The organism is Aminobacter sp. 01T433 (assembly GCF_056398585.1).
On sequence record NZ_JBFTPR010000005.1, the window covers coordinates 414,627 to 438,032 of the forward strand.

20 protein-coding genes and 1 pseudogene are annotated in these 23,406 nt (G+C 62.2%); 6 read left to right on the forward strand and 15 right to left on the reverse strand.

Going from position 1 to position 23,406, the window contains the following annotated elements; genetic code table 11:
* Positions 1–3: 3 nt before the first annotated feature.
* A complete protein-coding gene (locus AC1DLV_RS11360; RefSeq protein WP_476800159.1) occupies positions 4–897 on the forward strand; it encodes a LysR family transcriptional regulator in 894 nt (297 codons plus the stop codon).
* Here AC1DLV_RS11360 and AC1DLV_RS11365 read toward each other — a convergent pair.
* A complete protein-coding gene (locus AC1DLV_RS11365; RefSeq protein ID WP_476800160.1) occupies positions 876–2,078 on the reverse strand; it encodes an MFS transporter in 1,203 nt (400 codons plus the stop codon). The two genes, AC1DLV_RS11360 and AC1DLV_RS11365, sit on opposite strands and share 22 nt — an antisense overlap.
* A gap of 371 nt (positions 2,079–2,449) precedes the next feature.
* Between AC1DLV_RS11365 and AC1DLV_RS11370 the strand changes: the two genes are divergently transcribed.
* Positions 2,450–3,301 (forward strand): SH3 domain-containing protein, encoded by an 852-nt coding sequence (locus AC1DLV_RS11370; protein ID WP_476800161.1) that lies wholly within the window; start codon positions 2,450–2,452, stop codon positions 3,299–3,301.
* Positions 3,302–3,320: 19 nt separating this feature from the next.
* Here the strand turns inward: AC1DLV_RS11370 and pyc are convergent, their stop codons facing one another.
* The 9 genes and pseudogenes from pyc to AC1DLV_RS11415 all read right to left on the reverse strand — a co-directional run bounded on the left by pyc (position 3,321) and on the right by AC1DLV_RS11415 (position 15,550).
* The gene (gene pyc, locus AC1DLV_RS11375; protein ID WP_476836164.1) at positions 3,321–6,779 is read right to left on the reverse strand and encodes a pyruvate carboxylase; all 3,459 of its coding nucleotides are present in this window, start codon (positions 6,777–6,779) and stop codon (positions 3,321–3,323) included.
* Positions 6,780–6,969: 190 nt separating this feature from the next.
* Entirely contained in the window at positions 6,970–8,088 is a 1,119-nt protein-coding gene (locus AC1DLV_RS11380) for a branched-chain amino acid ABC transporter substrate-binding protein (protein ID WP_476800163.1), read from the reverse strand.
* A gap of 144 nt (positions 8,089–8,232) precedes the next feature.
* Positions 8,233–8,580, reverse strand: coding sequence for a DUF6867 family protein (locus AC1DLV_RS11385; protein ID WP_476800164.1), 348 nt, complete (start codon positions 8,578–8,580; stop codon positions 8,233–8,235).
* A gap of 11 nt (positions 8,581–8,591) precedes the next feature.
* Positions 8,592–9,320 (reverse strand): ABC transporter ATP-binding protein, encoded by a 729-nt coding sequence (locus AC1DLV_RS11390; protein ID WP_476800165.1) that lies wholly within the window; start codon positions 9,318–9,320, stop codon positions 8,592–8,594.
* Between the two features lie 1,049 nt (positions 9,321–10,369).
* Positions 10,370–11,254, reverse strand: a pseudogene (locus AC1DLV_RS11395) (ABC transporter ATP-binding protein); the annotation flags it as partial.
* On the reverse strand, positions 11,254–12,849 hold the full coding sequence (gene livM / locus AC1DLV_RS11400) for a high-affinity branched-chain amino acid ABC transporter permease LivM (RefSeq protein WP_476800166.1): 1,596 nt from the start codon (positions 12,847–12,849) through the stop codon (positions 11,254–11,256). The pseudogene AC1DLV_RS11395 and the gene livM, both read right to left, overlap by 1 nt.
* 4 nt (positions 12,850–12,853) lie before the next feature.
* Complete coding sequence (locus AC1DLV_RS11405; protein ID WP_476800167.1) at positions 12,854–13,756, reverse strand: branched-chain amino acid ABC transporter permease; 903 nt, start codon at positions 13,754–13,756, stop codon at positions 12,854–12,856.
* Between the two features lie 347 nt (positions 13,757–14,103).
* Complete coding sequence (locus AC1DLV_RS11410; RefSeq protein ID WP_476800168.1) at positions 14,104–14,331, reverse strand: proline racemase family protein; 228 nt, start codon at positions 14,329–14,331, stop codon at positions 14,104–14,106.
* The gene (locus AC1DLV_RS11415) at positions 14,297–15,550 is read right to left on the reverse strand and encodes an NAD(P)/FAD-dependent oxidoreductase (protein WP_476800169.1); all 1,254 of its coding nucleotides are present in this window, start codon (positions 15,548–15,550) and stop codon (positions 14,297–14,299) included. The genes AC1DLV_RS11410 and AC1DLV_RS11415 overlap by 35 nt, the downstream gene beginning before the upstream one ends.
* Positions 15,551–15,848: 298 nt before the next feature.
* On the opposite strand from AC1DLV_RS11415, the gene AC1DLV_RS11420 reads away from it, so the two are divergent.
* Complete coding sequence (locus AC1DLV_RS11420; RefSeq protein WP_476800170.1) at positions 15,849–16,496, forward strand: GntR family transcriptional regulator; 648 nt, start codon at positions 15,849–15,851, stop codon at positions 16,494–16,496.
* Positions 16,497–16,511: 15 nt separating this feature from the next.
* On the opposite strand, the gene AC1DLV_RS11425 is transcribed toward AC1DLV_RS11420, so the two are convergent.
* Together AC1DLV_RS11425 and AC1DLV_RS11430 are read right to left on the reverse strand one after the other, a co-directional pair.
* Positions 16,512–16,829 carry a hypothetical protein gene (locus AC1DLV_RS11425; RefSeq protein WP_476800171.1) on the reverse strand — a complete coding sequence of 106 codons (318 nt, stop codon included), beginning with the start codon at positions 16,827–16,829 and terminating at the stop codon, positions 16,512–16,514.
* Positions 16,830–17,043: 214 nt separating this feature from the next.
* Positions 17,044–18,540, reverse strand: coding sequence for a CoA-acylating methylmalonate-semialdehyde dehydrogenase (locus tag AC1DLV_RS11430; RefSeq protein WP_476800172.1), 1,497 nt, complete (start codon positions 18,538–18,540; stop codon positions 17,044–17,046).
* Positions 18,541–18,714: 174 nt separating this feature from the next.
* Between AC1DLV_RS11430 and AC1DLV_RS11435 the strand changes: the two genes are divergently transcribed.
* The 3 genes from AC1DLV_RS11435 to AC1DLV_RS11445 all read left to right on the forward strand — a co-directional run bounded on the left by AC1DLV_RS11435 (position 18,715) and on the right by AC1DLV_RS11445 (position 20,787).
* Complete coding sequence (locus AC1DLV_RS11435) at positions 18,715–19,596, forward strand: LysR family transcriptional regulator (protein WP_476800173.1); 882 nt, start codon at positions 18,715–18,717, stop codon at positions 19,594–19,596.
* A 158-nt stretch (positions 19,597–19,754) separates the two neighbouring features.
* Positions 19,755–20,384 (forward strand): transcriptional regulator, encoded by a 630-nt coding sequence (locus tag AC1DLV_RS11440; protein WP_476800174.1) that lies wholly within the window; start codon positions 19,755–19,757, stop codon positions 20,382–20,384.
* Between the two features lie 4 nt (positions 20,385–20,388).
* Positions 20,389–20,787: a VOC family protein gene (locus AC1DLV_RS11445; protein ID WP_476800175.1), complete on the forward strand. Its 399-nt coding sequence runs from the start codon at positions 20,389–20,391 to the stop codon at positions 20,785–20,787.
* 5 nt (positions 20,788–20,792) lie between these two features.
* Here AC1DLV_RS11445 and AC1DLV_RS11450 read toward each other — a convergent pair whose 3' ends face one another.
* From AC1DLV_RS11450 to rnk, 3 genes are all read right to left on the reverse strand, one after another.
* A complete protein-coding gene (locus tag AC1DLV_RS11450; protein ID WP_476800176.1) occupies positions 20,793–22,049 on the reverse strand; it encodes a D-amino acid dehydrogenase in 1,257 nt (418 codons plus the stop codon).
* A gap of 59 nt (positions 22,050–22,108) precedes the next feature.
* The gene (locus tag AC1DLV_RS11455; protein WP_476800177.1) at positions 22,109–22,651 is read right to left on the reverse strand and encodes a GreA/GreB family elongation factor; all 543 of its coding nucleotides are present in this window, start codon (positions 22,649–22,651) and stop codon (positions 22,109–22,111) included.
* A 79-nt stretch (positions 22,652–22,730) separates the two neighbouring features.
* Positions 22,731–23,159, reverse strand: coding sequence for a nucleoside diphosphate kinase regulator (gene rnk, locus AC1DLV_RS11460; RefSeq protein ID WP_476785448.1), 429 nt, complete (start codon positions 23,157–23,159; stop codon positions 22,731–22,733).
* Between the last annotated feature and the right edge of the window lie 247 nt (positions 23,160–23,406).

Below are 23,406 nucleotides of genomic sequence, written 5' to 3' on the forward strand. Positions count from 1 at the left end.
TAAATGCCTGAGATAGACTGGAACCTGATCCGGAGTTTTGTCGCGGTTGCCGAGACCGGCAGCCTGTCGGCCGCCGCGCGCAGCCTGGCATCGAGCCAGCCGACGCTTGGGCGCCACATCGCCGAACTCGAACAAGCGCTTGACGTCACGCTGTTCCGGCGCGGCCGCAATGGCTATGTGCTGACCGAGGCCGGAAGCCTGCTGTTCGAACGAGGCCGGGCGGTCAGCGAGGAGGCCACAGCCTTCGCCAGGCTCGCGCTGGGATCTGTCGAGGCGATCGCAGGCACCGTTCGCATCGCCGCAAGCGAGATGGTGGCAGCCCATGTGCTGCCGGCCATGCTCGCCCGGCTCGGCCTCGAAGAACCTGGCATCGAGGTCGAGATCGTCGCCTCCAACCAGGTCGAGAACCTGCTTCGGCGCGACGCCGACATTGCCATCCGCATGGTGCGCCCCGCCCAGAACGAGCTGGTGGCGCACAAGGTCACCGACATTGCGCTTAGCATGTGCGCTACGTCAGCCTATCTCGACCGGCGTGGCCGCCCGTCTGCGCCGGACGATTTGCGCGACCACGACCTGATCGGCTTCGACCGCAGCGACGAGATGATCCGCGGCTTCGAACACTTCTTGCCGGGCATCACCCGGCAAGACTTTCGGCTGCGCAGCGACAATCACATTGTTCTCTGGGAAGCGGTACGGGCTGGCAACGGCATCGGCATCGCGCAAGAGCAGCTCGTTCGGCGCGAGCCGCACCTCGAAATCGTCCTGCCTGAACTGACACTGCCAATGCTGCCGGTATGGCTCGCCATGCACCGCGACGTGCGCGCAAGCGTGCGTATCCGCCGTGTCGCTGATTTCCTGCACGAGGAGCTGAAGCGTTATTCGGCAGGCGTCGCCTGAGGCACGGCCCTGAAGTCGGCATGGCGGGCAAGGCCAGCCATCAGGCTGACAACCACCAGGAAGCCGGACAGGGCGACAAAGATCGGCGCGAAGCCGGTATGCCCGGCAACGAAGCCGATGGCCGAGGGTGCCACCAGGATGCCTGAATAGCCCATGGTGGTGACGACGCTCATGCCGATATTCGGCACGACGCCCGGCTGGTTTCCGGCGGCGGAAAAGGCGATCGGCACCATGTTGGCGACGCCAAGGCCGCACATGGCAAAGGCGGCGATCGCAATCCATGGATTGGGTGCGAGACCGGCAGCGAGCATGCCGCCCGCCGCAAGCAGTGCCGAACAGCGCAGCGTGTTGACCGCGCCGAAGCGGTTGCGCACGCCATCGCCAAGGAAGCGCATCAGCGCCATGATGCCGGAGAAGGCAGCGAAGGCAAAGCCAGCGGTGGCGATGTCGGCGCCGAGTTCCTGCTTGAGGTAAAGTGCCGCCCAATCAAGCACCGCGCCTTCCGGGATCATCGAAAACAGCGCCATGATGCCGACCAGATAGATGGTGGGGAGGCGCGGCAGGCGGAAATGCCGGTGCTCATGCGTCACCGGCCTGTCCTCGCCGATCAGATGTCGCAACGCAAAGGCCGTCATGGCAGCGGCTACCACGGTTACAAAAATCGCATGCGGCAGGTGGCCGAAATTCTGGATGATGATGCCGCCTAGTGCACCGCCGGCAAAGCCACCAAGGCTCCAGAAGCCATGCGACGACGACATGATCGCCCGCGACAGCCGTTTTTCCACGGCGACGGCATTGGCGTTCATGGCGACATCCATCGCGCCGATCGAGCCGCCGAAGATGAACATCGTCACCGCAGCAAGCCAGACATTGGGTGCAAGGGCGACCAACAGCAGCGCAAAGACCACGATCCAGGCAAAGCCGATCACCACGGGCCGCGAGCCGCGCTTGGTCATCAGGTAGCCGGAAAACGGCATCGCCGTAAGCGCGCCAAGGCCAAACACCAGGATCAGCAGGCCGAGCACAAACTCACTGATATGCAAGCGAGTCAAAAGCAGCGGGATCTGCGTCGCCCAGCTCCCGGTGACAAAACCATTGATGAAAAAGGCAGCGGCCACGGCCCAGCGGGCGCGTGCTGCAATAGCCTTTGCAGCGAGATCAGTTGTGTTTGTGGCGTTCATCGAACGCGACTCCTAGCATATGAGCCTGACAGCTGAAATCGATTTCAGGCAGCCGTGATCGGCAGATTCAAAAAGTTACCGCACCAGTGCACTTGGCAAACACGCGCAGCGCAGCGCCCGCGTCAACATAGACTAAATCGATTTAGATTGCGATCAAGCCCCTATTCCGAGCAGTCATTGGGCCAGAACCGCCGTCCTGACACGGCTTCGCCCGATTTCCGTCCAATAGCGGATGTAGCCGGATGGTGAAGACTGCAGCGGAACAGGCAACACCAACCGCTTGCAGATCATTTCCGCCTTTTGCATGCCAATACGGGTTGGGGGTCGATGCCGGCTGTTTGCCGCGTCGCACCGTTGTGGAGTCTTGTACCATGAATAACCCACCGTTCCGGCTCGCCGGAATTTCGAGCCAGGTAAACGCGCATCTGCAACAAGCCGGCCAAGATCTCAGGTCGCGCAAGCTGTCGCCATCGAGCATTGCCCTGCTTGGTTCCTGTGCAGCGGTGGTCGCCTTGGCTGTCGTGCTGATTGCAAGCGCGTCAGCACCCGACCCGACGCAGACGGCCGCGGTGCCGCCGCAGGTGACGCAGCCTCAGACTACCGGTCTCGGAGGCTTGTCCGCGGCTTCGCAAGGAGACCCAGCAGCCAAGCAAGCGCGGCAGCCTGCCACGCCAACGCTGGAACGCTCTCCGCCAGCCGCCGACAATTCGCGCTGGGGCCAGGCCAGTGCATCGCAGGCCGGTGCGAGTAAGGTACAGGCCAACGCGGCGGGGCCGGACGAACGCCAAGCAAGCGCTTCAGGACAGGCGCCCGCCGTACCAATAGGCGAGATCAGGGATAACTCCGACACGGCATCGATTGCCCCCCACGGCCTGCGCGGCTCGCTGGATGTACAGGTCGCCGAGACCGACGCCGAGGTAGCGATGCTGGAAGCGTCAACCGGCATGGTCGATGCAAGCGCCACCCAGGCCAGCACCAGCCTGCTCGACGGCCCCCTGCCCGACCTGCGCCCGGCAAAGGCCGCCAAATGGGGCAATTTGCGCGATGGTCCCGCCGACGAGTCCAAGGTGATCCTGGTCGTGCCGGCAAACGCCGCCATCGACGCCGAAACCGACTGCAACTGGTGCACGGTCGTCTACAAAGGCCAGCGCGGCTACATGTTCAAAAGCCTCATCCGCCGCAGCGCGGCGGAAGAAGCAAAGGCGGGCCAAGGGCTGTTCTAAACCACTGGCCGGACAAGGATCAGCCATAGACGACCAACAGGTCTTTGGCATCGATCTGGTCGCCGGTGCGCACCAGCACTTCGGCGATCGTTCCGTCGCGCTCGGCGTGAAGGGCAGTCTCCATCTTCATGGCTTCGATCGACAGCAGCACGTCGCCCGCCTTGACCGGCTGGCCGGCCGAGACGGCAAGCGTCGAGACCACGCCCGGCATCGGCGCGCCGACATGGGCCTCGTTGCCGGCTTCGGCCTTGCGCCGGACCTTGGAAGCCAATGCGCCATGCGCGCGGTCCGGCACCTTGACGCGGCGCGGCTGGCCGTTGAGCTCGAAGAACACCGTCACCATGCCCTTGTCATCGACGTCGCCGACGGCAAGGCAGCGGATGACCAGCGTCTTGCCCTTCTCGATGTCGACGAAGACTTCGTCCTCAGGCTCCATGCCGTAGAAATAAACCGGCGTCGGCAAGACGCTGACCGGCCCGTAGGTCTCCTGCGCGTGGACGAAGTCCGAAAACACCTTCGGATACATCAGCGACGAAGCGAACTCGTTTTCCGAAAGCTTGCGGCCAAGCTTGGTCTCGACGTCCTTGCGGTTCGCCGTGAGGTCGGCTGCCTTGAGCAGCGAGCCGGGGCGCGCGGTGATCGGCTTTTCGCCCTTCAGTACCTTCTTCTGCAACGCTGCCGGCCAACCGCCCGGCGACTGGCCGAGATCGCCGCGCAGCATCGACACGACCGAATCCGGGAAAGCGATGTCCTTGGCCGGGTTTTCGACATCTGCGACGGTCAGTTCCTGGCTCACCATCATCAGCGCCATGTCGCCCACCACCTTCGACGACGGCGTCACCTTGACGATGTCGCCGAACATCAGATTGACGTCGTGATAGGCCTGCGCCACCTCGTGCCAGCGGGTTTCAAGCCCGAGCGAGCGCGCCTGCTCCTTGAGGTTGGTGAACTGGCCGCCAGGCATCTCATGCAGATAGACCTCCGAGGCCGGCCCCTTCAGGTCGCTTTCGAAGGCGGCATACTGGTTGCGCACCGCCTCCCAGTAGAACGAGATGCGGCGGATCCATTCGGGCGCAAGCCCCGGATCGCGATCCGAACCGCGCAGGGCCTCGACGATCGAGCCCAGGCAAGGCTGCGAAGTGTTGCCGGAAAACGCATCCATCGCCGCATCGATGGCATCGACGCCACTTTCGACCGCCGCCAGCACCGTTGCCGCCGAAAGACCCGACGTGTCATGCGTGTGGAAATGGATCGGCAGGTCGGTCGCATCGCGCAGCGCCTTGAACAGAGCCCGCGCAGCACCTGGCTTGAGCAGGCCGGCCATGTCCTTGACGGCAATGATGTGGGCGCCGGCAGCTTCCAGCTCCTTGGCCAGCCCGACATAATATTTCAGGTCGTATTTGGCGCGGTTCGGGTCGAGCAGATCGCCGGTGTAACAGATCGCCGCCTCGCAGAGCTTGCCCTCTGCCCCCACCGCGTCCATCGACACGCGCATGTTCTCGACCCAGTTGAGGCAGTCGAAGACGCGGAACAGATCGACGCCGCCGGCAGCAGCCTGGCGTACGAAATGCTGGACGACATTGTCGGGATAATTGGTGTAGCCGACGCCGTTGGCGCCGCGCAGAAGCATCTGCAACAAGATGTTGGGTGCAGCCTGGCGCACCTTGTCGAGGCGCTCCCAAGGGTCCTCGGTCAGGAAGCGCATGGCGACATCGAAGGTCGCCCCGCCCCAGCATTCAAGCGACAGAAGCTGCGGCAGAGCGCGCGCGTAGGTGCCGGCGATCTTGGCGATGTCATGGGTGCGGACGCGGGTTGCCAGCAGCGACTGGTGACCGTCGCGCATTGTCGTGTCAGTGATCAGCACCTGCTTCTGCGCCCGCATCCAGGCAGCGAATTTCTCCGGGCCCAGTTGGTCGAGCTTCTGCCTGGTGCCATCGGGGATCGGGCCGGTGAACCATGGCACGACCGGTGCGGCAGCTTCCGGGTTGGGCGCGGCACGGCTGCGTGTCTCGGGATGGCCGTTGACGGTGACATCGGCCAGATAGTTGAGCAGCTTGGTAGCGCGGTCCTGGCGCTTGACCTGGGCAAACAGCTCCGGCGTCGAGTCGATGAACTTGGTGGTGTAGGAGTTGTCGTGGAAGGCCGGGTGCGTGATGATCGCTTCAAGGAAGGTCAGGTTTGTCGCCACACCGCGAATACGGAACTCGCGCAGCGCGCGGTGCATGCGCGCAATCGCCTCGTCGGGCGTCGGCGCCCAGGCGGTCACCTTCTCGAGCAGCGGGTCGTAGAAACGCGTGATGACCGCGCCCGAATAGGCGGTGCCGCCATCGAGGCGGATGCCGAAGCCGGTGGCCCCACGATAGGCGGTGATGCGGCCATAGTCGGGAATGAAGTTCTGCTCGGGATCTTCAGTCGTGATACGGCACTGCAGAGCGTGACCGTTGAGGCGGATGTCGGCCTGATCGGGCACACCCGATTCCGGCGTGCCGATGGCGAAGCCATCGAGAATGTGGATCTGCGCCTTGACGATGTCGATGCCGGTCACCTGCTCGGTGACCGTGTGCTCGACCTGGATGCGCGGATTGACTTCGATGAAGTAGAATTTGCCGCTGTTGGCGTCTTGCAGGAATTCGACGGTGCCCGCGCCGACATAGGCGGTTTCGCGGGCAAGCTTGAGGGCGTGCTCGCACAACTCGTTGCGCTCGGCCATTCCGAGATAGGGTGCTGGCGCGCGTTCGACGACCTTCTGGTTACGGCGCTGGATCGAGCAGTCGCGTTCGAACAGATGCACGGCGTTGCCGTGGGTATCGCCCAGCACCTGCACTTCGACGTGGCGGGCGCGCTCGATCAGTTTTTCGAGATAGACTTCGTCCTTGCCGAACGCCGCCTTGGCCTCGCGCTTGCCTTCCACCACCTCGCGGGCGAGATCGGCTTCGCTGCGGATGGCGCGCATGCCACGACCGCCGCCGCCCCATGAGGCCTTGAGCATGACCGGATAGCCGATCTTGGCGGCGAGTTTCTTCACCTCGTCCATGTCGTCGGGCAACGGGTCGGTCGCCGGGATCACCGGCACACCGACTTCGATGGCGAGGTTGCGTGCCGCAACCTTGTTGCCGAGCCGGCGCATCGTGTCAGGCCTGGGGCCGATGAAGATGATGCCGCTCTCGACACAGGCCTCGGCGAATTCCGGGCTCTCCGACAACAGGCCGTAGCCGGGATGGATCGCGTCAGCGCCGGACAGCTTGGCGACGCGAATGATCTCTTCGATCGAAAGATAGCTCTCGATCGGCCCCATGTCCTTGGCGAGCCAGGGACCACGGCCGACCTGGTAGGATTCGTCGGCCTTGAAGCGATGGAGCGAATATTTGTCCTCTTCCGCCCATATCGCCACGGTTTTGAGCCCCAGCTCATTGGCCGCGCGGAAGACGCGGATGGCGATTTCGGATCGGTTGGCGACGAGGATCTTGCTGATCGGCACGAAAACGCTCCAGACGCTGGATATTTAAGAGGCGGCGAATGATTAGCGGGAAAATGCTGCGGTGCAACCGAAAACCCGGCTCCTTAAATCGATTTAATTTCCGTAGCGTCAGAATGCTATATTTTCCGCGGCACAAAAAAATGCCCGGCGCGGAGCGCCGGGCATTTCTTGGTCGATGGTGCTCGCAGAATTACTTCTGCTGCACGTAGGTGTACTTGCCGTCGGCGCCCTTCTGCCACTCATACATGACGTAGCCTGGCAGCTTCGGATCGCCCTTTTCGTCAAAGGAGATGTCGCCGAGCGCCGTCTTGAACGGGCCCTTCTCCTTGAGTGCCTTGGCTACAGCCTGGGTGTCGGTCGAGCCGGCAGCCTTGGCAGCTTCAGCGATCGCCTGCATCGCGGCATATGAGTAGAGCGTGTAGGCTTCCGGCTCGAAGCCGGCGGCACGGAACTTCTCGACCAGGCCCTTGTTCTCGGGGATCAGGCGCGGGTCCGGACCGAAGGTGTTGAGCGTACCGGCAACGGCGTCGCCGGCGATCGAGGCGAGTTCGTTGGAGACGATGCCGTCGCCCGAAACGAGCGTTGCCTTGAGGCCCTGGTCAGCCGACTGGCGGATGATCAGGCCGGCTTCGGTGTGAAGACCGCCCCAATAGACGATCGAAACGCCGGCTTCCTTCATCTTGGCGATGAGTGCCGAGAAATCCTTGTCGCCGATGTTGACGCCTTCATACATGACTTCCGTCACGCCGGCGGCGTTCATCGCCTTCTTGGTTTCGTCGGCAAGGCCCTGGCCGTAAGGCGTCTTGTCGTGGATGACGGCGATCTTGGCGTCCTTGAACTTCGACGCGAGATAAGCACCGGCAATACCGCCCTGCGCATCGTCACGACCGCAAGTGCGGAACACGTTCCACAGGCCGCGCTCGGTGAACTTCGGATTGGTCGCAGCCGGGGTGACTTCGAGGATGCCGTTTTCGGCATAGACTTCCGACGCCGGGATCGAGACGCCCGAGTTGAAGTGACCGACAACAAACTTGACGCCGTCAGCGACGAACTTGTTGGCGACCGAAATGCCCTGCTTAGGATCGGAGACGTCGTCGCCGACCACAAGCTTGATCTGCTCGCCATTGATGCCGCCGGCTGCGTTGATGTCAGCAACAGCCTGCTCGGCGCCCTTTTGAAGCTGCGCGCCGAAGGCAGCATTGGGGCCGGTGATCGGGCCGGCGACGCCGACGATGACATCGGCCCATGCGCTGCCGCTGAACGCTACGAGCGCGGTCAGTGCAACAGCCGACAAAAGTGACTTTTTCATTGAAACACTCCCATTAATTGAGTGGGCGTGGAGTTTCTTTCTTGCGATGCCCACCCATATCGCAGAAAGGTGAGTTTGCCGATTTTCCGGCAGTTGTCACGCCGATTCATTGGCGAATCGGCGCCGATATTTGGCCTTTGCCCCTCAGGACTTCGATCTCCAAGAAAGAGGCGAAACCTTTTCATAAAGCCAATTGTATTGCGTGACCATCTGGTTTGTTCGTGTGTATTTATAACCAGTCAGTGCAAACGCCATAAGCACGATAGTGTCGACGATATAGAATTGCAGCGTAAACATCGTGCCGTCGAACAACGCATGATGGATGAAGCGTATAGCGATACCTAGCCCTAGTATGTAGAGCACCAGTTTGGCGTAGCTTCGCCATGTCTGCGCGCAGGCGCGACCGGTCATCCAGGCCGCCCATCCACCCAAGACGCAGGTGACGAAAAAGAACTGCCAGATCGAGGCTTCCTCGTAGAGAATGCCGTGCATGATGGATCCTCCTAGTGGCGGCCGCCTTCGAGATAGGCCGCGCGAACCTCTGGATTGGCGAGAAGGTCCTTGCCCGAGCCACTCATCGTGACCAGCCCATTGACCATGACATAGCCGCGCGTGGCGAGTTTCAGCGCGCCAAAGGCGTTCTGCTCGACAAGGAACACGGTCAGGCCCTGGGTCCGATTAAGCTCGCGGATGGCGTCGAAGATCTGCTTGACGATCAGCGGTGCGAGACCAAGCGACGGCTCATCGAGCAAAAGCAGCTTGGGCCGCGCCATCAGCGCACGGCCGATGGACAGCATCTGCTGCTCGCCGCCTGAAAGCGTGCCGCCGCGCTGGGCGATACGCTCCTTGAGCCTGGGAAACAGGGTGAACACCTTCTCGACGTCCTCATCGTAATATTTGAGGTTGTCGAGGCTTGCGCCCATCTGCAGGTTTTCCATCACCGTCATGCGCGGGAAGATGCGCCGCCCCTCCGGCGACTGCGCGATGCGCAGCCTGGCGATCTCATGCGTCGGCAGGTCGGTGATGTCGGTACCAGCGAAGGTGATGGTGCCGCGGCGCGCCCTGGGCGTGCCGAAGATTGTCATCATCAGCGTCGACTTGCCGGCACCGTTGGCGCCGATAAGGGCGACGATCTCGCCTTCGTTGACCGAGACATCGACGCCGCTGAGCGCGCGGATGTTGCCGTAATAGGTCTCGACACCCCTGATGTCGAGCAAGGTCTTAGCCGTCACTTGCCACCTCCGCGCTTGGCTTTCGCCGGCTTGGCCGCTTCACGCGCCAGCGCCTTGGCCTGCCCTACCCAATCTTCGCGCTCAATCCGTCCGTCGAAGGCGAGGTAGGCTTCCGCCGCCGCGATATCGGACTTCTTCCACCCCGCCACCTGGTCGAAATGAAAGATGCCGTGGTCGTTGAGCTTCTTCTCGTTGACCGGTCCAATGCCCTTGATCAGGATCAGCCGGTCCGCCACACCGCCACGCGGTGCGGCAAGCACATTGGCAATGGTCTTGGCGACCGGTGCCTTGGCCGGCGCAGCCGTGGCGACAGGCGCTTTGGCAGTGGGGGCTTTGGTGACGGTAGCCTTGGCCGTTGGTGCCTTGGCCGGCTTGGCCGATACCTTGGTTCCAGGCTTGGCAGACGCCGCGACCTTTGGTGCGGCAGCCGGCTTGGCCGATTTTGCTGGAGCCTTGGGCGCGGACACTACCTTCACCGGGGCTTTGACCACCGCCGCTTTCAGCACCGGCTTGTCAGCTTTTGGCGCCGCAGGTTTTGACGCTGCTTTTGGAGCCGGCGCTGCCTTGGTGGCTTTCGCCGACGCAGCCTTTGTGGTCGCTGCCTTCGGTGCAGCCGTAGCAGGTTTTGCCGCCGCCTTGGCTGCTGGTTTCGCAGCCGGAGCCTTGGCCGGCTTTGCAACCGCTTTCGATGAGTCGGCCTTCGCCACGGCCGGCTTGACCGTTACAGGAACTTTGGCAACCGGTGCGGCCGAAGCAGCAGTTTTGGCCGGTGCTCTCGGTGCCTTTGCTGCAGGCGCAGCCTTTACCGGCTTGGGCGAAGCCATCAGTCCGGCGGCAGGTGCGGCGGCTGACTTTGCCTTCGGCGCCTTCGCCTTGGCCGCAGCAGCCTTGGTAGCTGGCTCGGCAGCAATCCTGGCATCCCGGGCTTCGACCTGCGCCGCCTTCGACGCGCCCTTGGAGACAGTCACGATCTCACCGTCGCCATCGCTGTGGCTGATCGTGTCGCTGACCGGACCGGCCATCATTGACGATGACGCGCTTGGACCATGCGCCGGATCGGGCACGCCCTCGAGTTCCTCGATCACCTGCTCGTCGCCGACCTCGACCAGGACGGTGGTGACTTCCTCGTCGTCGACGCCGAGATAGGCGGCGATGACCTTCGGATCGGTCCTGACCGACGTCGGGTCGCCGTCGGAAATCTTGCGGCCGTATTCGAGCACCACCACGTGGTCGGAGATCTGCATGACCACCGACATATCGTGCTCGATGAGCAGGATCGACGTGCCGGTATTTTCCTTGATGTCGATGAGCAGCGTGTTGAGCGCCAACGATTCCTTCGGATTGAGACCTGCGGCCGGCTCGTCGAGGCACAGCAGTTCCGGCTCGGTACACATGGCACGCGCGATCTCGAGCCGCCGCTGCGCACCATAAGGCAGATCGCCCGCCGGATCGTCGGCGCGGTCGATCAACTCGCATTTTTCGAGCCAGTGCTTGGCGATATCGACAGATTCGGCCGAAGCCTTGCGATAGCCGCCGAGCCCGAGCAGGCCCATGACCGTATAGCCAGAAGCCTTCATCAACTTGTTGTGCTGCGCCACCAGCAGATTTTCGAGCAGCGTCATGCCCGAAAACAGCCGGATGTTCTGGAAGGTACGCGCCACCTTGGCCTTGGCCGTGATCTGGAAGTCGGGCATGCGCTCGAGCAGGAATTCTCCGCCCTCACGTCCGGTGAAGCGGATCATGCCCTCGGTCGGCTTGTAGAAGCCGGTGATGCAGTTGAAGACCGTGGTTTTGCCAGCGCCGTTCGGGCCGATCAGCGCGGTGATTTCGCCGCGCTTGGCTTCAAACGACAGGTCGCCGATGGCAACCAGGCCGCCGAACTTCATCGACAGATGCTCGACCTGCAAGATCGGCTTGTTCATTGAAACGTTCATCAGCCGTGTCCTTCCTTGGTGAAGGAACTGGAGATGGCTTTTCGCTCATGCAGGAAGGCAGTGGGTTCTCGACTGCCGACGAAACCTCGCGGCTTCCACAGCATCACGATGACCATGGCCATGCCGAACAGCAGCATGCGGTAGAGCTCCGGCGTGAAATCGGACCCGAAGACGACCTTCAGGAACTCCATTTCGCGCAGGATTTCGGTGCCGCCGATCATCACCGCGGCCGCAACCGCGATGCCGACCAGCGAGCCCATGCCGCCGAGCACAACGATGGCAAGGATGATCGCCGATTCCAGGAACACGAAGGATTCGGGCGAAACAAAGCCCTGGCGGGCAGCGAAGAACGAGCCGGCGAAACCGCCGAACATGGCACCTGTGGCAAAGGCCGTCAGCTTGGTCGTCGTCGTATTGATGCCGAGCGAGCGGCAGGCGATTTCATCCTCGCGCAGCGCTTCCCAGGCCCGTCCGACCGGCATGCGGCGAAGCCGGATGGTGACGAAAGCGGTCAGCAGCGCCAGGGCCAGGATGAGGTAGTAAAGGAAGATTTTGTAGTAGGCACCGGATTGGGCGATGTTGAGCACCTTGGCGATGTAGTTGGGGTCGGAAACGTTAAACGACATCAGTCCAAAGAAGCTGACTTTGGGAATGCCGGAGATGCCGGCCGCGCCATTGGTCACTTCGCGCCAGTTGATCAGCACCAGGCGAATGATCTCACCGAAGGCCAGTGTCACGATCGCCAGATAATCCCCTCGCAGCCGCAGTACCGGGAAACCAAGCATGACGCCCCAGAAGGCGGCCATGCAGCCAGCCACCGGCAGCAGGATCCAGAACGACCAGCCGAGATGCGTCGCCAGCAGTGCATAGGCATAGGCGCCGACGGCGTAGAAGGCGACATAACCAAGGTCGAGCAGGCCAGCGAGACCGACCACGATGTTCAGGCCCCAGGCGAGCATGACATAGATCAGGATCTGGATGCCGAAATTGTCGACCCATTTGAGCGAGCCCTGGAAACCGGACGCCATCGACCCCGAGATCAGCGTCAGCGTTACCACGACAAAGATCGGGTAGATCACCAGAACGCCGATACCCAGCGCCGAGAAATGCGCATGGATGAAGGTACGGAAATAAAACAGCACCGACGCCAAGGCGTAGATGATGGTCAGCGCACGCAAGAAACGCACATAACCGGCGAGTGTTGGCCCGAATATCCCGTCAAGCGAACCAGCGAAGACCAACAGCAGCGCGGCGATCACGAGGGCCGCGATGAAAAAAGGCAGCCGGAAGAACCGCGTCGCCACACTGTCCGGCAGCAGGCCGCTGGCAACGTTGACGATCTTCTGCCGCGCCAGGAACGGCTGACCGTAGGCGACATAGACAAAGCGTCCGACCATCACCAGGCCGACAATGATGGCGAGCAGGCCCCAGCGCGGGACGAGGATCAGCTCGTTGCGGATGTTCTGGTCGGTCCTGAGGCCGATGAACAGGAAAAACAGGCCGAAGGAGATGGCGCCCGCATAGAGCGCCTCCTTGATGCCGCGTTGAAACGGCGTTGCGGTCTCTTCGCGGAGAGCTTGTGCGATATTGGCCATTGTCTCAGACCTTCTCGACTTCGGGCCGGCCGAGGATGCCGGAGGGCAGGAAGATGAGCACGATGGCGAGGATCGAGAACGCCGCGACATCCTTGTAGTCGATCGAGAAGTAAGCCGACCACATGCTCTCGATAAAGCCGATCATCAGGCCGCCCAGCATGGCGCCCGGCAGCGAGCCGATGCCGCCAAGCACGGCTGCGGTGAAGGCTTTGACGCCTGGAACAAAGCCGTCGGAGAAGGCAACGACACCGTAATACATCAAAAACAGCGTGCCAGCGACGGCAGCAAGGGCCGCGCCCATGATGAAGGTGATGGAGATGGTACGGTCGACGTCGATGCCGAGCAGTGCGGCCATCTTGCGATCCTGCTCGCACGCCCTTTGGGCGCGGCCAAGCGAGGTCTTGTTGACCAGGTACCAGAACAGCGCCAGCAGCAGCACCGTGACGACGACGATGATGATCTGCTTCAGCGAGATCGAGATGCCACCGACATTGTAGACCGTCGAGACCATCGGCGGGATCGGCTTGTTGCGCGGACCTTGCGTCACCTGGACGAAGTTCGACAGCGCAATCGACATGCCGATTGCCGTGATCAGCGGCGCGAGCCTGAACGAGCCGCGCAGCGGCCGGTAGGCAACCTTTTCGATCGTCCAGTTGTACAGGCTGGTCATCAGCATCGCCACGACCATCATGACGAGCAGGAACAGCACGACATTGACCGAGACGAAGATGCTGCTCAGGATCAGGAACACGATCAGCGCGACAAAAGCCCCGAGCATGAAAATGTCGCCATGGGCGAAATTGATCATGCCGATGATGCCGTAGACCATCGTATAGCCGATTGCGATGAGGCCATAGATGGACCCCAGAGTCAGCCCGTTGACCATCTGCTGGACGAAGTACTGCATATGTATGCGGCTCCCCTGGAATGTCGCGCAATGCGCGCATTCCTTTTTGATATTTCCCCTAGTCCTAATGTTTCGAGCCTGGATTGCAACGTGATTCTTACACCCGTTGCCGCCTGCCGGACGGCATTTGAAGCCGTCTCTGTTTTTATGTTGTCCAGGCCCTGGACCATTGCGAAACCTATCATTGGCTCAACGCAATGTCTTTGCCGATTCCGGTGATTTTGCGCGCCAAGATCGAAGAATGTAGCGCTCTATAAGCCCACGGCAACAGTTTCTTGCGTCTTACCGCTGATCTCCCTTCTAAGATTGTCTAGACATATTGGCTGTTCCACCTCCCTGCCATACGACTATTTGACTACGAACCCATGTGCGAACGGATCACGGTCGTCGATGATGATCGTGTTCAATCCGATCATCCGCGCCCGCCCGCCGATTGAGGGAATGGTGGCTTTTTTTTGCCGGAGCCGATGTGCCGCTGCGGCAGCTGTGGCCGTCGATACTGAAGGAGGAATGGCGCGCCATGATGGGTGATACCTTGCGTCAGAAACGTTGGGCCGAAAAGGGTCTGAGATCAAGCGCCGGCTTTTGGCCGAGCATGCGGTCGCGAACCAGCCGGCCGGTCGCCGCCGCCTGGGTCAGCCCGAGATGGCCGTGGCCGAAGGCGTAGTGCACGTTGGGATGGCTGCGCGAGCCGCCGATGACCGGCAGCGAGTCGGGTAGAGACGGACGGAAACCCATCCATTCGCGCCCACCCGAGGGGTCGAGCCCGGGCAGGTATCGTCTTGCCTTTTCGAGCATCGCCTTTGACCGGGCGTAGTTCGGTGGACGCGCAAGACCGCCGAGCTCGACCGCCCCGCCAACACGCAGGCCGGTGGCAAGCGGAGTGATGACAAAGCCATGACCGGAAAAGATCAGCTGACGCTTCACGTCGAAGGCGCCGGTCGGAAGCGTGGTGTTGTAGCCGCGCTCGGTTTCGAGCGGGATGACATCGCCGAGCTGGCGCGCCAGCAGATGTGACCAGGCCCCGGCTGCGATCAGCACCTGGCGGGCAAACAGCGTGCGGCCCTGCTTGAGCTGGATCAGGATGCGGTCGCCAGCCTGCCTGACAAGACCGACATCGCCCTTGATGAAGACCGCACCTTTGGTTTCGGCATAGCGCCAGATCGCCTTGCCGAGATCTTTCGGGTCGGACACCGTCTTCCAGCCGGGCACGAAGGTACCGCGCGTGAAGCGGTCGGCGAGCCCGGGCTGGTAGCCGGCAAGCTCGCTCTTTTCGAGATGTCTGTAGGCTATGCCGAAACGGTCGCGCGCCGCCCAACTCGGTAGTGCGGTCTTGAATTCTGCCTCGCTCTCATAGAGCTCCAGCGACCCATCTTCGCCCAGCATCGAGCCGGTACTGGAGCGTGCCATCAGCGACGCCCATTCCTGCTCGGCGAGTTTCATCAGCCCGGCTTGCGCTGTGAGGCTCGCCTCGTAGTTGGCAGGTGACCCGGCCTGCCAGAAGCGATAGAGCCACGGCGCGAGCTGGGGCAAATAGGCGGGCGGAATGCTGAGCGGGCCAAGCGGGTCGGCCAGCCACTTCGGCACGTTGCGCATCATGCCCTTGTGAGCAAGCGGCAGCACGTCGGAGAAGGCGAAAGCACCCGCATTGCCGGAACTCGTTTCCTCGCAGACGCCTGTACGGTCCAAGACCGTCACCTTGCGGCCGGCATCGACGAGATAGGCAGCCGCCGCGATGCCGACGATGCCGGCACCAATGATGGCGATGTCGATCTCCTCGACCGCCGCGCTCATGCCTTGCTCCTCCCCAGGACGCCCCTCCCCGACCGCGTTGCAGCGCGCTCCCGACAGAGACTGGCGCCGCATCCCCACCCGATCATTGGTGCCGATTTCAAAAACCTCCGCAAGCATGATGTTTGCGGACCAGGCAGGTCGAGACGTCGAGATCGAGCATTGCGGTGGCGACCTCCGGCCACATGCTGCACCCCTCCACTGATATATCAACCATATATGACGAAGCAATCAAGTTGCCGATTCGCCGTCGCGCCTGATATATCAAATATATATCATTGCGCTTTCAAGAGATTCGGTCATGCAAGCTGAGAAACTGGAACCGGCTGCGATACGGGCCTATCTTGAGCTTGAACGGCTGATCGTGACCCTCGAACTCGCCCCTGGAAGCGTCGCTACCGAAGGCGGACTGATCGATCTGCTCGGTCTCGGCCGCACCCCGGTGCGCGAGGCGATCCAGCGTCTGGCATGGGAAGGGCTCATCGAGATCAGGCCGCGCGCCGGCCTGGCAATCGCGCCGCTGCATCCCGGCGATTGGCTGCGCGTGCTCGACGCGCGCCGTGGCATCGAGGTCGTGCTGGCACGGTCGGCGGCCCGCTTCGTCACCCGCGACGCGGCCAACCGGTTTCATGCCGCAGCTCTTGCAATGCAAAAAGCAGTGATCGCTACCGACGTGCTTGGCTTTCTCGAAGCCGACAAGGCGGTCAATGAAGCCCTCGCACTCGCCGCCGACAACGACTTCGCCGCCCGTCTCGCAGCGCCACTGCAGACCCACAGCCGCCGCTTCTGGTTCCGCTATCAGCGCGACACCGGGCTTGCAGCATCAGCCGAACATCACGTCGCGCTGATCCGCTCGATCCTCGAACACGACGAGGATGGCGCTGCCCAAGAGGCGGAGCGATTGATAACAATGCTGCGCAGCCAGGCCGAGGCAGCAGCGACACGTTAGGCGGCATGCTGGCGATCAATGCCTGGGTTCGAATTTGCGAACGACATCTATCGAGGCTTCCCAGCCGTCGCCGGCCGCAAGCACGCAACTGCGCCCTCTGACATCGGTCATGAGGACCGTCCAGGTGCCATTGTCCGAGGTGTAGATTTCAATGATGGCATCATCGCTGGCGACGCCATAACCAAGACGTTGCTCCTGAAAATTGTCCATCAGGCCTGCGATGATTGCATCATGGTCGCTGCAAAACAGCTGCGCGAAGGCTGGAGTGGCCGACAGCAGCATCGTAAGGCTGAGCGCTCCCAGCCCATATCTGCGATGTGCGAGCAGCGCCATTCGGCACCTCCTTGCCGCCGCATCTGAGCGGAAAGGTAACGTCCCATTTTAGCACGAAACGCTATGTGTGGCCCAGGAGAACAGGCGCCACCTGCCCCAGCTTCTTCCAAAGGGGAGATCGCGTTTCGACGCCAAGTAGTTCGGCTTGGCCGTGCCAAAAACGCAAAACGGGCGCCCAAGGGCGCCCGTCTGATTTTCAATCTCGGAAGATGGATCAGTTCATCGTCGGGATGACGAACTCGGCACCATCCTTGACGCCCGACGGCCAGCGCGAGGTCACCGTCTTGGTCTTGGTGTAGAAGCGGAATGCATCCGGACCATGCTGGTTCAAGTCGCCGAAGGACGAAGCCTTCCAGCCGCCGAAGGTGTAGTAGGCAATCGGCACCGGGATCGGCACGTTGATACCGACCATGCCGACCTGGACGCGGGATGCGAAGTCGCGAGCCGCATCGCCGTCACGGGTGAAGATGGCGACGCCATTGCCCATCTCGTGGTCGTTGGCGAGCTTGATGGCGTTCTCATAGGTCGGTGCACGCACCACCGACAGGACCGGCCCAAAAATCTCTTCCTTGTAGATGCGCATGTCGGCGGTGACATTGTCGAACAGGCAGCCGCCCATGTAGAAGCCGTTTTCATAGCCCTGCATCTTGAAGCCGCGGCCGTCGACGACGAGCTTGGCGCCTTCCTTGACGCCGATGTCGACGTAACCCTTGATGCGCTCGAGCGCCTCACGCGTGACAACCGGACCGAAATCGGCCGAGGAGTCGGTCGATGGGCCTACCTTCAGGCTTTCGACGCGCGGGATGAGCTTTTCCATCAGCCGCTCGGCCGTGTCGTGGCCGACGGGAACGGCAACCGAGATCGCCATGCAGCGCTCACCGGCCGAGCCGTAGCCGGCGCCGATCAGCGCGTCGACGGTCTGATCCATGTCGGCGTCGGGCATGATGATCATGTGGTTCTTGGCACCGCCGAAGCACTGCACGCGCTTACCGTTGGCGCAACCACGGCTGTAGATGTACTGCGCGATCGGCGTCGAGCCGACGAAGCCGACAGCCTTGATGTCAGGATCGTCGAGGATCGCGTCGACCACCGTCTTGTCGCCATTGACGACGTTGAGGATGCCTGCGGGCAGACCCGCTTCGAGGAACAGTTCGGCGATACGCATCGGCACGCCCGGATCGCGCTCGGATGGCTTCAGGATGAAGGCGTTGCCGCAAGCGATCGCAGGGGCGATCTTCCACAGCGGGATCATCGCGGGGAAATTGAACGGGGTGATGCCAGCGACCACGCCAAGCGCCTGGCGCATCGAATAGACGTCGATGCCGGGACCTGCGCCGTCGGTGAACTCGCCCTTCATCATGTGCGGAGCACCGATGCAGACTTCGACGACTTCAAGGCCGCGCTGGATGTCGCCCTTGGCGTCGGCGATGGTCTTGCCGTGTTCGCGCGCCAGAAGCTCGGCCAGCGAGTCGTATTCCTTGTTGACCAGTTCGAGGAAGCGCATCAGCACGCGCACGCGGCGCTGCGGATTGGTGGCGGCCCAGCCGATCTGCGCTGCCTTGGCGTTTTCGACGGCGGCGCGCAGTTCCTGCGCCGAGGCAAGTGCCACGGTGGCGCGCACCGAGCCGTCCATCGGCTGCAGAACGTCCTGCTTGCGTCCGCTGGTGCCGGCGACATGCTTGCCGCCGATGAAATGACCGTAGTCGACCATTGCTTCACTCCCAATTCTTTGTTGATGGCCCATTGTCCCGCCTAACGCGCGCCTTTGCAACGCGAGCGTGAACGCAACCGTTGTGCGTAAAATAACGACCGACGAGAGCTTGAATGCGATTTCATGCATAGTAGGGTGCACGAGCCGCCGCGCTTACAAAGGATAGAACCGCCAATGAACTGGGATGACGTCCGCATCTTCCTCGCTGTCGCGCGCACCGGACAGATTCTCGGCGCGGCGCGCCGCCTTGAGCTCAATCACGCAACGGTTTCGCGGCGCGTGGCGGCACTGGAAGAGGCGTTGAAGACCAAACTTTTCCGGCGGCTGACCACCGGCAGCGAGCTAACGCCGACAGGCGAGCGCTTCCTCGAAGTCGCCGAGCGCATGGAAGCCGACATGCTGACCGCCCGCGCCGAAATCTCCGGCGAAGGCGATGAGGTGTCGGGCACGGTACGCATCGGGGCGCCCGACGGCTTTGGCGTTGCCTTCCTGGCGCAGCGCCTGGGCACGCTGACCGCACAGCATGCCGACCTGCGCATTCAGCTGGTCCCGGTTCCGAGGACGTTTTCATTGTCGCGGCGCGAGGCCGACATCGCCATCACCACCGAGCGGCCGAGCGAAGGCCGGCTGGTGGCGGCAAAACTCGTCGATTATTCGCTCGGCCTGTTCGCCTCGCGCGCCTATGCCGAAGAACATGGCCTGCCCTCTTCGCGCAGCGAACTTTCAGCCCATCGCCTGATTGGTTACGTGCCCGATCTCGTCGTCAGCCCATCGCTCGACTATGCCGCCGAGTTCAGCCCTTCGTGGGAATCCGCCTTTTCGATTTCATCCGCACTCGGACAAGTAGAGGCCGTGCGTTCGGGCGCCGGCATCGGCATCCTGCACACCTTCATCGCCCGCACCATTTCAGAAATCGTGCCGGTGACCGCGATCGCGCCGATCCGCCGCGCCTACTGGCTGGTCTATCACGAGTCCGTCCGCCCGCTGCGCCGCATCCAGACGGTAGCCGGCTTCATCACCAAGTCGGTGGAGCGCGAACGGGCCCTGTTTATCTGACCCCTTCCGACAATCTCACGCATCCGCTAACACTACAGCGCCGCGCGTCCAATTGGACGCGCAAAGGACGCTGTAGCACTTTGAAATGTGCATGATCCTTTCCGAAAATCGATTCCGATTTTCGGGGTCATGCACGCGTTTCAAGCGAGGAAACCGATTTGCTGCCCCGCCCCTACGCGGAATTGTTGCGCAAGGCCCGGCGCGCGACACGACGCGCCGACGAAGCCGAGGATCTGCTGCAAACTGTCCTCGTCGCGGCGGTCGAAGCCGGGCGCACCGACCTGTCGAAGATCGAGAACCGGCGTTGGCTGGAAGGCGCGCTGCGGCGGCGCGCCGCTTTCGACGCGCGTTCGGCCGTACGGCGCAGGAAGCGCGAGGCGCCATTCGCTGTCGGCAGTTGCGAGCCAACTGAACGCGAAATCGTGCCTGTCCGCTTTGTCGCGACCTTGCCGCCCCGTCTGCGTACGACGACGCTTCTCGCCCTGACTGGTCACACGCGACAGGAGATCGCCTGGCTGCAACGCCTTGCCGACCCGGCGCTTCGCCAGCGCATCGCCGAAATCCGCAAGCGCTGGCTGGCCTTTGGCGGCGATCCGGTAGCGGAAATTCCTGGCCTCACCGGCGCGCTCGCCTTCGGCAGCATCAGGCGCTCCTTGCTCGCCATGACAAGGCAGCCTGGCGCCCTGCTCGCAAGCCACGACCCCGACGGGCATCTTTTTGTGATCGGCACCTCACAAAACCCTGTCGCACGGCAACTCAACAGACGTGCAACTGAAATCACGGAGTGACCAAATGTTCGGCAAATGCAAACTCGGCAACATCTGCTACTACGTCTCGGATATCGACAAGACCGAGACCTTCTACCGCGATGTCATGGGACTGGATGTCCAGCGCATGGACGGCGGCGGCGAGGGTGAAGGCGATTGGCTGATCGCAAGCACCGCAAACGGCGTCGACCTGATCTTCTTCGAGATGGAATCGCGGCCCGGCAACTCCCCCATCATCGTGTTCGAGATCGCCGACGGTGGCATCGACGACGTCGTCTCGTCACTCGCCGGCAAGGGCGTGACCATCGTCACTCCGGTGAGTCATGCGCCAGGCGGCTGGTCGTCCGAATTCGCCGATCCTGACGGCCACACGATTTCAATGTACCAGTCGGCCGAAGCGCCGCGGTCGCTGAAGGCTGCCTAAACGGGTCATGCCCAATAGCGATCGGGGCCAAGCCCGCTGGCGTCGATCTCCGGCTCGCGGCCGGAGATCATGTCGGCGAGGATTTTCCCCGAGCCGCAGGCCATGGTCCAGCCGAGCATGCCGTGGCCGGTGTTGATGAACAGGTTCGACAACTTCGTCCTGCCCAAGATCGGCGGACCGTCAGGTGTCATCGGCTGCAGGCCGCACCAGAAATGCGCGTCGCGCAAGTTGCCCGCACCGGCAAACAGCTCTCGCAGCGACCGTTCGAGCGGCGCACGGCGCGATTCATCCAAGGTCAGATCGAAACCCGACATCTCCATCGTGCCGCCGACCCGGATACGGTCGCCTAGCCGAGTGATGGCGACCTTGTAGGTTTCGTCGATGACAGTGGAAACCGGCGCGCGGTCGGCATCGGCGATCGGCATGGTCAGCGAATAGCCCTTGAGCGGATACACCGGCACGCGCTGGTGCAGCTTGCGCATGAAGCGTTCGGAATAGCTGCCGGCCGCGAGCACAAAGGCGTCGGCATTGGCAATGCCATCGTCCGAAACGACCTGATGAAGGCGCCCGCCTGAATGCTCCAGCGAGTAGACACGCTTGCCGAACCGGAAGATCACGCCGCGTTCGCTGCACAGTTCGACCAGACGTTCGGTGAAGAGCCGGCAGTCGCCGGTTTCGTCATCCGGCATTCGCAGGCCGCCAACTATGTCCTGGCGTGCACCGGCAAGGCCTGGCTCGGCCGCGATACAGCCAGAAGCATCGAGGATCTCGTAGGGTACCTCGAACTTGTCGAGCACGGAGGCGTCGGAACCGATGCCGTCGAGTTGCTCCTGGGTGCGAAACAGCTGCAGCGTGCCATGGCTGAGTTCGTCGTAGGAAATGTCGGTGCCTTCGCGTAGCACGCGCAACATATCGCGACTGTATTCAGCGAGCGCCATCATCAGCGCCTTGTTCGCCTGATAACGTTCTGCCGTGCAGTTGCGCAGCATTCTGGCCAGCCACATCCACATCTTGGGATCGAATTTCGGCCGGAAGGAAAGTGGCCCATCCTTCATCGCGAGCCATTTCAGCGCCTTGAGCGGCATGCCAGGTGCCGCCATTGGCGAGGCATAGCCTGACGAAATCTCGCCCGAATTGGCATAGCTGGTCTCTTGGGACGGCCCCTTCTGGCGGTCGTAGACGACCACCTCATGACCTGCTTCGGCAAGATAATAGGCGGTCGTCACTCCGATAACGCCGCCGCCGACGACTATGACCTTCATTGCGCCCCCAAGTGCGCGACCCCGAAAGGGGGCACGCACAAACTCATAGGCGGCGCCCGTCAGGCCGCCGAAGGGCCAGGGTCATCGCCGTTTCTGGAGGTGTGCCGGATTTTTCTTGGCACGCCAAGGGATTGTGGCTCATCGGAACTGAATACCAGTACCGGGAAGCGGCGGCCGGTTGTCTCGGTATCGCTTGCCGGCGTGGTGATTCCGGGACGCGCCGCCTCGGGCTGATAGTGGATCTCTTGGACACAAATGGTTTCGGTGGAGCCTCGACCGCAGTCGACCACGATCGACTGGCCTTTGCGCAGGCCGAGCAAAGCCAGGCCGCGTGGCACGGTGATCGGGATGATCTGGCCGACCATGCCGTCCATCGGACCATGCGAGACAATCCGGGTATGGGGTGCACCATCATCGACGCTGAAAGTCACGCGGCTGTTCAGCGTGACCACGTCGGCATCGGCTTCGTTTGAAAACACGACATGCGCCGAAGCGAGCTTGCGGCGCAAAAGGGCGACAAGGGGGCCACCCGACCAGGCCAGGCGGTCAAGCATCGTCTTGACGATGGCGAAATCCTTGGTCGTCAGCTGACATTTGGACATGGCATAGCTCCACAAGTGCTGGGCTTTGCCCGGCACTGGCATGGTTCGAAAATCGGGCTGCTGTTGAAGCTCGCGCTCGTCAATTGGCGTCTTCGCGCGGCACTTCGACCGTGATGATCTCGAGTTCGAGACGACGGCCGTCACGCGAGGTCCAGGCGACCGACTGGCCTTCACGAAGGCCGATCAGTGCAGCGCCCACCGGCGTCAGGATCGAGACCTTGCCTTCGGCGATGTCGGCCTTGCCTGGATAGACAAGCGTCACCGTCTTGACCTCGCCGTCGCCGCTGCGGAACGTCACGGTCGAGCCCATGCGGATCACGTTGGCCGGGATGCGGCTGAGCGGCTTGATCTTGGCCCGCTCCATTTCGGAAAGCAGTTCCTCGGCAATGCCCGGCAGGCGTTCGAGACTGGATTCGGCCAAGCCGGTCAGCCTGGCATAGTCGTTTTCGCTCACCACGATCTCGTGTTCGCGGCGCTGCTTGATGTTCTGGCGCAATGGAAGCCTCATAGATTGTCGTCCGGCCGGCGCATCAAAAAGGCGCGCGACCGGTCCGTCCGTGGAACGGACGTGCCCAAATGCTCAGCCCGAACCGCTACGCGGCTCCGGTGCTCATGATTTCATGCGTTGAAAAAAATCGGCCCCAAGGGCTCGGAAGTCGCATAGCGACCGAGCCGGGGCTAGTATCCCGCGATGGGGCAGACCCGAAATAGGGCAAAGCTGCCGATATGAGCGATGGTGCACATGGCCGAAGAGT